Genomic DNA, 7,949 nt, shown 5'->3' on the forward strand with positions numbered 1-7,949 from the left:
CGGTGCCAGCGCGGCCTTCACGCTGCTGCCCGCGGGCGCCGCGCAGGCCGAGGACCTGCGCATCGGCCTGGCGGCCGACGTCACGTCGATGGACCCGCACTGGAACAACGCCGGACCCAACAACGCGATCGCGCTGCATATCTTCGAATCGCTGGTGTTCATGGACAAGAACGCCCGCTACATCCCGGGGCTCGCGCTGTCGTGGAAGCCGATCGACGCGACCACCTGGGAAATCAAGCTGCGTCCCAACGTCAAGTGGCACGACGGCTCGCCCTTCACCAGCGAGGACGTCAAGGCGTCGCTGCAGCGCCCCGAGAAGCTGACCAACGCGCCGGGCTCGTTCACCAGCTACACCAAGCCGATCGCGCGAATCGACACGCCGGACCCGCTGACGGTGCGGCTGACGATGAACGTGCGCAACTACGCCAACCTCGCCAACGACCTGAACAGCGTGCCGATCATGCCCAAGCGCATCGCGGCGACGCTGAACCAGACGGACTTCGACAGCGGCAAGGCGATGATCGGCACCGGGCCGTTCAAGTTCGTCCGCTTCGCGCGCGGCAGCGAGATCGTGATGGAGCGCAATCCTGACTACTGGGGCCCGAAACCCGAGTGGGACCGCGCGGTGTTCCGCATCATCACCGACAGCGGCGCGCGCACCTCGGCGCTGCTGGCCGGCGATGTCGACGTGATCGAGAGCGTGCCGTCGGCCGACGTGGCGAAGCTGAAGAAGGACGCACGCTTTCGCATCGAGCAGCAGGTCTCGTGGCGCACGATCTTCTGGCAGATGGACCAGTCGCGCGACAACCCGCCTTATGTGACCGACCGCGCCGGCAAGCCGCTCGGCAAGAACCCGTTCAAGGACGCGCGCGTGCGCGCCGCGATCAGCCACGCGCTGAACCGCGACGCGATCGTCTCGCGCATCATGGAGGGCCTGGCGGTGCCCGCCTCGTCGATCGTCTCGCCGCAGATCTTCGGCCATCCGGGCACCAAGCCCGACGCCTACGATCCGCAGCGCGCCAGGCAGCTGCTGGCGCAGGCCGGCTACCCGGACGGCTTCGGCCTGACGCTGCATGCGACCAACAACCGCTACCTGAACGACGCGCAGGTGGCGCAGGCTACCGCCAGCATGCTGACGCGCATCGGCATCCAGACCAAGGTGGAGACCATGCCGGTGGCGGCCTACTTCACGCGCGCGCGCCAGGGCGATTTCTCGTTCCAGATGCTGGGGTGGGGCTCGGCCGCGGCCGACGTCGCGCTGCGCTCGATCACCGGCACGCCCGATCCCAAGACCGGCTACGGTACCTGGAACTGGGGGCGCTACAGCAATCCGCAGCTCGACAAGCTGATCGAGACCTCGCTGACCACGATCAGCAGCGACAAGGCGCGCGAGGAGAACGCCCGCACCGCCGCCAAATTCGCACTGGCCGACCACGCCATCATTCCGTCGCACAGCCAGCTGGCGATGTGGGCGATGCGCAAGGGCATCCGCTACGAAGCGCGCACCGACGAATGGTCGCTGGCGCAGTTCTTCCGCAAGGAATAGCGACAGATAGCGCCCGAATCGGGCTAGCGGCTCCCCTCTCCCGCGCGCGGGAGAGGGGTTGGGGGAGAGGGCAACGGCGGTCCCGACACCGCCGCGCTCGAAAACCACCTCCCTCTCCCCAGCCCTCTCCCCCTGAGGGGGAGAGGGAGAACACCACGGCCGGCAATATAGTCCGCCTAGATCCTCAACCGCTCCTCCTGCCGCGCATTCGCCCTGCGTAAGCCCTTGACCCACTGGCGCGCCGGCAGGCCCGTCGCTTCCTGCACCACGCGCGCGCGCTGGTCCAGCGTTTCCCAATCGATGTCGATCGCCGGCCCATTGAAGGCCAGCGCGATGACGTTGCCGTCGTGCACCTCGGGAAACACCAGCACGCGATCGTCGAACGCCTCGCAGATCCGCACGATGTTCTTCGGAAAGCTGTCGTGGTCGCCGAACAGGTTGATCGTCATCACGCCGGGGTCCTTCAGCACGCGCCGGCAGGCCTTGTAGAACGCCGTGGTGTCGAGCACCGGCCCGCGCGCGGTGGCGTCGTACAGGTCGACCTGCAGCACGTCGTGCGCGCCGGTGCTGGCGGGGTCCATCACATAGTCCCAGGCGTCCTGTTCGCGCACGGTCAGCCGCGCGTCGTTCTCGCGCAGGCCGAACATGCTGCGGCCCGCGACGATCACGGCGGGATTGAGCTCCACCGCGGTGACGCGCGCACTGGCGAAATGCCGATGGCAGAACTTCGTCAGCGAGGCCGCGCCCAGGCCCAGCTGCGCGATATGGAAATCGCGCTGCGACGGCGACAGGAACAGCAGCCAGGCCATCATCTGCTGCGCGTATTCGAGCTCGATCGCATCGGGCTTGCGCAGCCGCATCGCGCCCTGCACCCACTCGGTGCCGAAATGCAGATAGCGCACGCCATTCCATTCGGAGAAGGTCACCGGCGCAAAGCGCGGCGTCATCCGTTTTTCGTCGTTGCGCAGATCACGGTCGGCGGCCGTGTCGCGATCGTGGCGGCGATCGGCGCGTTCGCGTTCGCCGCGCGCGGGGCGGCGCGAAGCCACGGCTTCGATCGATTTTCTTTTCAACAGGGTCATGGGTCGGCAATGCGGTCGGCAATGCGGTCCGCAACGCAGTCAGCAATGCGGCGGGCTACGGAAAGACCGCCCCATTCGAAGAGGCGGTCCGGCGTCAATCACGGCCGCGATTGTGACAGAAGCGCGCGCCACAACACCAGTTTCTGCTCGAAGGTGCGCGCGGCATGGGCGGGGCTCGACGAGGGCAGCACCACGGTCTCGTATCCCGCAGCGGCGAACTGCGGCGCGAAGCGGCCCGAGGTGCCGCCGTTGAAGCCGACGCGGCGCAGCGCCGGCGCCAGCTGCCGCAGGCGCTCGAAGTCGTTGGCCTGCGGGTGGCGGATATTGGAATCGAGGCTGCCGGGCCGCACGCAGGCGCCCAGCACGTCCCAGATGCCGACGCGATGCGCCAGCACGCGCGTCAGCCGCTCGGCATAGGGCAGCTCGGGCAGCGGTTCGCCGAGCAGCGCGCCGAGCAGCGGCCAGAACTGGTTGCGCGGATGCGCGTAGTACTGGCGCGCGGCCAGCGACGCGGCGCCGGGGAAGCTGCCGAGGATCAGCACGCGGGTATGGCGGTCGATCACCGGCGGCAGGCCTTGCTGCAGGTCTGGCGGCGCCCCTGGCGACGCCGCCGACGGTACCACCCGGGGCACGCCGCGCCTGGCCGGCATCAGGCCAGCAGCTTGTTGATCCGCTGCACGTAGGCCGCGGGGTCTTCCAGCATGCCGCCCTCGGCCAGCAGCGCCTGGTCGAACAGCACGTGCACGCGGTCGGCGAACGCATCGCCCTCGGCTCCCGCATCGGCACCGGCCAGCTGGCGCAGCTTGCCGACCAGCGCGTGCGACGGGTTCAGTTCGAGGATCGGCTTGGTCTGCGGCGCCTTCTGGCCGGCCTGCTTCAGCAGCCGCTGCAGGTAGCCGCTGATCTCGCCCTCGTCCGACACCAGGCACGAGGCCGAGTCGGTCAGCCGCAGCGTCACGCGCACGTCCTTGGCCTTGTCGGCTAGCACCTCCTTGGCGCGCGTCAGCACGTCCTTCCATTCGCCCTCGGCCTTCTGCTGCTCGGCCTTTTCCTCTTCGTCGGCCAGCGCGCCCAGGTCCAGGCCGCCGCGCGCCACCGACACCAGCTCCTTGCCGTCGAACTCGTTCAGGAAGGACAGCATCCATTCGTCGACGCGATCGGTCAGCAGCAGCACCTCGATGCCCTTCTTGCGGAACACCTCCAGATGCGGGCTGGCCTTGGCGGCATTCCACGTGTCGGCGGTCACGTAGTAGATCTTGTCCTGCCCTTCCTTGATGCGGCCGACATAGTCGGCCAGCGACACGGTCTGCTCGGCCGAATCCTGATGGGTCGAGGCGAAGCGCAGCAGCTTGGCGAGGCGTTCCTGGTTCGCGGTGTCCTCGCCCAGGCCCTCCTTGAGCACCTGGCCGAACTGCTGCCAGAAGCTGGCGTACTTGTCGCGCTCGGCCTGGTCCTCGCTGTCGGCCATCGCTTCGAGCATCGACAGCACGCGCTTGGTGCTGCCTTCGCGGATCGCCTTGACGTCGCGGCTTTCCTGCAGCAGCTCGCGCGAGACGTTCAGCGGCAGGTCGGACGAATCGATCACGCCCTTGACGAAGCGCAGGTAGTTCGGCAGCAGCTGCTCGGCGTCGTCCATGATGAAGACGCGCTTGACGTACAGCTTCAGGCCGCCGCGATGGTTGCGGTCCCACAGGTCGAACGGCGCGCGCGCCGGGATGTACAGCAGCTGCGTGTATTCGTTGCGCCCTTCGACGCGGTTGTGCGTCCATGCCAGCGGCTTCTCGTGGTCGTGCGCGATGTGCTGGTAGAACGCGACGTACTGCTCCTCGGTGATGTCGCTCTTGGCGCGGGTCCACAGCGCGCTGGCCTGGTTGACGCTCTCCCACTCGTCGGTGCGCTTGTACGCGCTGGTGTCGGCGTCCCAGACCTCCTTGGGCATGCGGATCGGCAGCGAGATATGGTCCGAGTACTTGCGGATGATGTCCTTGATCTTCCACGCCGACAGGAAGTCGTCCTCGCCCTCGCGCAGATGCAGCGTGATCGCGGTGCCGCGCTCGGCGCGCTCGATCGCATCGACGGTGAACTCGCCGTCGCCGCCACTCTCCCAGCGCACCGCCTCCGAGGCCGGCACGCCCGCGCGGCGGGTCTCGACGGTGACGCGGTCGGCGACGATGAAGGCCGAGTAGAAACCGACGCCGAACTGGCCGATCAGCGCGGCGTCCTTCTGCTGGTCGCCCGACAGCTGCTCGAAGAATTCCTTGGTACCCGAACGCGCGATCGTGCCCAGGTTGCGGATCGCCTCGTCGCGGCTCATGCCGATGCCGTTGTCGGTGATCGTGATGGTGCGGGCCTGGCTGTCGGTCTCGATGCGGATCGCCAGGTCGGCGTCGTTCTCGAGCAGCGCGGGATTGGCGATCGCCTCGAAGCGCAGCTTGTCGGTGGCATCCGAGGCGTTCGAGATCAGCTCGCGCAGGAAGATCTCCTTGTTGCTGTACAGGCTGTGGATCATCAGATGCAGCAGCTGCTTGACTTCCGCCTGGAAGCTCATCGTCTCGTGCGTGGCGTTCATGGTTCTCCTCGTCAATGGGTCCCGGCGCCGCCGCCGCGCAAAGGCGGCAGCGCCCATCGTTCAATTCGGTGCGCCGCGGGCAGGTGGCATGGCGGCGCCGGTGGCGGCCAGATAGGGACGCCCCGGCGGATTTTCAAGTGGCAAGCCCGAGGCCCGGGTCAGCCCCGGGGCAGCCCCGGGCGGCCGGGGGCTATAGCCGGTCGAGCTGGCGCGCCAGGAAGTCCAGCATCAGCGGATCGTGGCCGCAGGCGACGTTGAAGCGCATCCAGCCGGATGGCAGCTGCGACGGCGAGAACAGGCTGCCGGGCGCGAACAGATAGCCCTCCTCGTGTCCGGCCGTGGCGATCGCATTGGTATCGCGGCCGGTATCGGCCCACAGGTACATGCCGGCATGCTGGCCCGGAAACAGCGTCAGCCCGAGCTTCTCCAACGCGTGCCGGGTCTCGTCGCGGGCGCGCTCCAGCCGGTTGCGCACGCGTTCGACATGCTTGCGGTAGTGGCCCTCGGTCAGCACCTTGTACAGCACGCGCTCGTTGATCTCCGGCGTGGCCAGCCCGGCCAGCAGCTTGGCGTCGGTCAGGCTCTGCGCCAGTTCGGGACGCGCCGCGACGAAGCCGACCCGCAGGTTGGCTGCCAGCGTCTTGGAGAAGCTGCCGAGGTAGATCACGCGCTTGAGCTGGTCCAGGCTCGCCAGCCGCGTGGCAGGATGGCCGGGCGGGCACAGGTCGCAGTAGATGTCGTCCTCGACCACCAGGAAGTCGTACTGCTCGGCCAGCCGCAGCAGCTGGAAGGCCTTGGCGGCCGACAGCGAGGTGCCGGTCGGGTTGTGCAGCACCGAATTGAGGACCAGCAGCCGGGGACGGTGGGCCTGCACGATGCGCTCCAGCGCCTCGAGGTCGGGTCCCTCGGCCGTGTACGGCACGCCGATCACCTGCGCGCCCTGGGCGGCGAAGCGCGCGAACATCACGAACCAGGCGGGATCGCCGACCAGCACCGGATCGCCGGGCCGGACATAGAGCCGCGCGATCAGGTCCAGCGCCTGCGTGATGCCCGAGGTCAGCACGATCTGTTCGGGTGCGGCGCCGATCTCCAGCTCCGCCAAACGCGTGCGCAGCTGCTGGCGCAGCGGCAGGAAGCCCTCGGGCGTGCCGCTGGCCAGGAAATGGCTGCCCGGCTGGCGCGCCAGGCCGCGCAGCGCGCTGCCGATCAGCTCGCCATCGAGCCAGTCGTTGGGCAGGAAGCCCAGGCCCGGCGCCTTGCGCGGCTCGGCACGGTGGAACATGTTGCGCAGCAGCCAGGGCACGTCGATGTTGCGCGACGCATGCGGCGCCGTGGCGCCCTCGCTTGGCATGCCGGCGCCCAGGCCCGGGCCGATCGACGGCCCCCGCTCGCGCACGAAGAAGCCGGAGCCGCGCCGCGATTCGAGATAGCCCAGCGCGACCAGCCGGTCGTAGGCCTCGACCACGGTAAAGCGCGAGATGCCCTTGTCCTGCGCCAGCTGGCGGATCGACGGCATGCGCATGCCGGGGCGGAACACCCGCTCCTCGATCCGCATCCGCGCCCATTCGGTCAGTTGCCCGACCAGCGTCATCTGCGCCGAGGGCACCGGGTCGGGCAGGCTGTCGGCGGCCGACAGCTCGCCCGATGCCGGAGGGGCCGACGGCAACACCAGCCGCAGCGGACGGCGGGTGGCGGCACGGGCCGGCCTGCCGGCCGCCTCGTCCTTGCCCTGGCCGATCGCCTGCCCGGCCGGCGGCGTTTGCCCGGTCTCGCCGTGCGGCGACCCGGCCTGATTTCCTGTTTCCATGGACGGCCCCCGAAAACTGTACTGAGGATCAGCAGAATAACTGTATCGGTACTGTACCGACAACCTTGTCTAACATCGACACACGATAAAAGCCGGTCCGGCGTCACCCGGCGAACCGGTGCCCGGCTGTCCGGCCGGCAAGGCCATGCCGGCACAGGCGGCCGCACCGGTACAGGCTCCGGCGCTCGGCCAATACCGGCCCACATACCGACACCCCGCAGAACAAGGAGACCCCCGATGTCCGACACCCCGCTGCCGCCCACGCGCAAGCGCTTCGACGAGGACGCCTATCTCGACCGCTGCGACGCCACCGTGCTCGCGGTACTGCCCGAGGGCATCGTGCTCGACGAAACGGTCTGCTACGCGCGCAGCGGCGGCCAGGCCGGCGATACCGGGACGCTGACGCTCGCCGACGGCAGCACGATCGCGCTGGCCGAAACCGTCTACGCACCGGATCGCAGCGCGATCCTGCACGTGCCCGCGCCCGATCAGGCGCTGCCGGTAGTGGCCCCCGGCGACCGCGTCACGGTCGCGATCGACTGGGCCCGCCGCCATCGGCTGATGCGGCTGCATACCTGCCTGCATCTGCTCGGCGCGTTGATCCCGGTGCCCGTCACCGGCTGCAACATCAACCCGGACACGGCGCGGATCGACTTCGACCTGCCCGAATCGACGCTCGACAAGGCCGAGCTCAGCGAGCGGCTCAATGCCCTGATCGCCGCCAATACGCCGGTCCGCATCGACCGCATCACGCCAGAGCAGCTGGCGGCCGAGCCCGAGCTGGTGCGCACCATCGGCGCGGCGCCGCCGGCGGGCACCGGCCAGATCCGCATCATCGAGATCCCCGGCATCGACCGTCAGCCCTGCGGCGGCACCCATGTGGCCGCGGTCGGCGAGATCGGTCCGGTGGCGGTGACCAAGATCGAGAAGAAGAGCCGCACCAAC

At 68.8% G+C, this 7,949-nt stretch carries 6 protein-coding genes; 2 read left to right on the forward strand and 4 right to left on the reverse strand.

Annotated elements, in window-relative coordinates:
* The coding region (locus tag B551_RS10070; protein ID WP_023264000.1) for an ABC transporter substrate-binding protein at positions 1-1,546 on the forward strand (1,546 nt) is incomplete at its 5' end.
* A gap of 176 nt (positions 1,547-1,722) precedes the next feature.
* Here B551_RS10070 and B551_RS10075 read toward each other — a convergent pair.
* The 4 genes from B551_RS10075 to B551_RS10090 form a co-directional block, all read right to left on the reverse strand.
* The gene (locus B551_RS10075; RefSeq protein WP_006575477.1) at positions 1,723-2,628 is read right to left on the reverse strand and encodes a hypothetical protein; all 906 of its coding nucleotides are present in this window, start codon (positions 2,626-2,628) and stop codon (positions 1,723-1,725) included.
* A 98-nt stretch (positions 2,629-2,726) separates the two neighbouring features.
* On the reverse strand, positions 2,727-3,278 hold the full coding sequence (locus B551_RS10080; protein ID WP_006575478.1) for a DNA-deoxyinosine glycosylase: 552 nt from the start codon (positions 3,276-3,278) through the stop codon (positions 2,727-2,729).
* Complete coding sequence (gene htpG, locus B551_RS10085) at positions 3,278-5,197, reverse strand: molecular chaperone HtpG (protein WP_006575479.1); 1,920 nt, start codon at positions 5,195-5,197, stop codon at positions 3,278-3,280. The genes B551_RS10080 and htpG overlap by 1 nt, the downstream gene beginning before the upstream one ends.
* Positions 5,198-5,387: 190 nt before the next feature.
* Entirely contained in the window at positions 5,388-7,004 is a 1,617-nt protein-coding gene (locus tag B551_RS10090; RefSeq protein WP_023264001.1) for a PLP-dependent aminotransferase family protein, read from the reverse strand.
* 237 nt (positions 7,005-7,241) lie between these two features.
* On the opposite strand from B551_RS10090, the gene B551_RS10095 reads away from it, so the two are divergent.
* Positions 7,242-7,949, forward strand: a 708-nt coding sequence (locus B551_RS10095; protein ID WP_023264002.1) for an alanyl-tRNA editing protein, incomplete at its 3' end; no start/stop codon positions are given.

It is taken from the genome of Cupriavidus sp. HPC(L) (assembly GCF_000307735.3).
GTDB lineage: Bacteria > Pseudomonadota > Gammaproteobacteria > Burkholderiales > Burkholderiaceae > Cupriavidus.

What these genes read in the sequence shown, in the direction of transcription:
- B551_RS10075 (WP_006575477.1), bottom strand. Translation starts at nt 2,628, where the DNA reads ATGACCCTGTTGAAAAGAAAATCGATCGAAGCCGTGGCTTCGCGCCGC.
- B551_RS10080 (WP_006575478.1), bottom strand. Translation starts at nt 3,278, where the DNA reads ATGCCGGCCAGGCGCGGCGTGCCCCGGGTGGTACCGTCGGCGGCGTCG.
- htpG (WP_006575479.1), bottom strand. Translation starts at nt 5,197, where the DNA reads ATGAACGCCACGCACGAGACGATGAGCTTCCAGGCGGAAGTCAAGCAG.
- B551_RS10090 (WP_023264001.1), bottom strand. Translation starts at nt 7,004, where the DNA reads ATGGAAACAGGAAATCAGGCCGGGTCGCCGCACGGCGAGACCGGGCAA.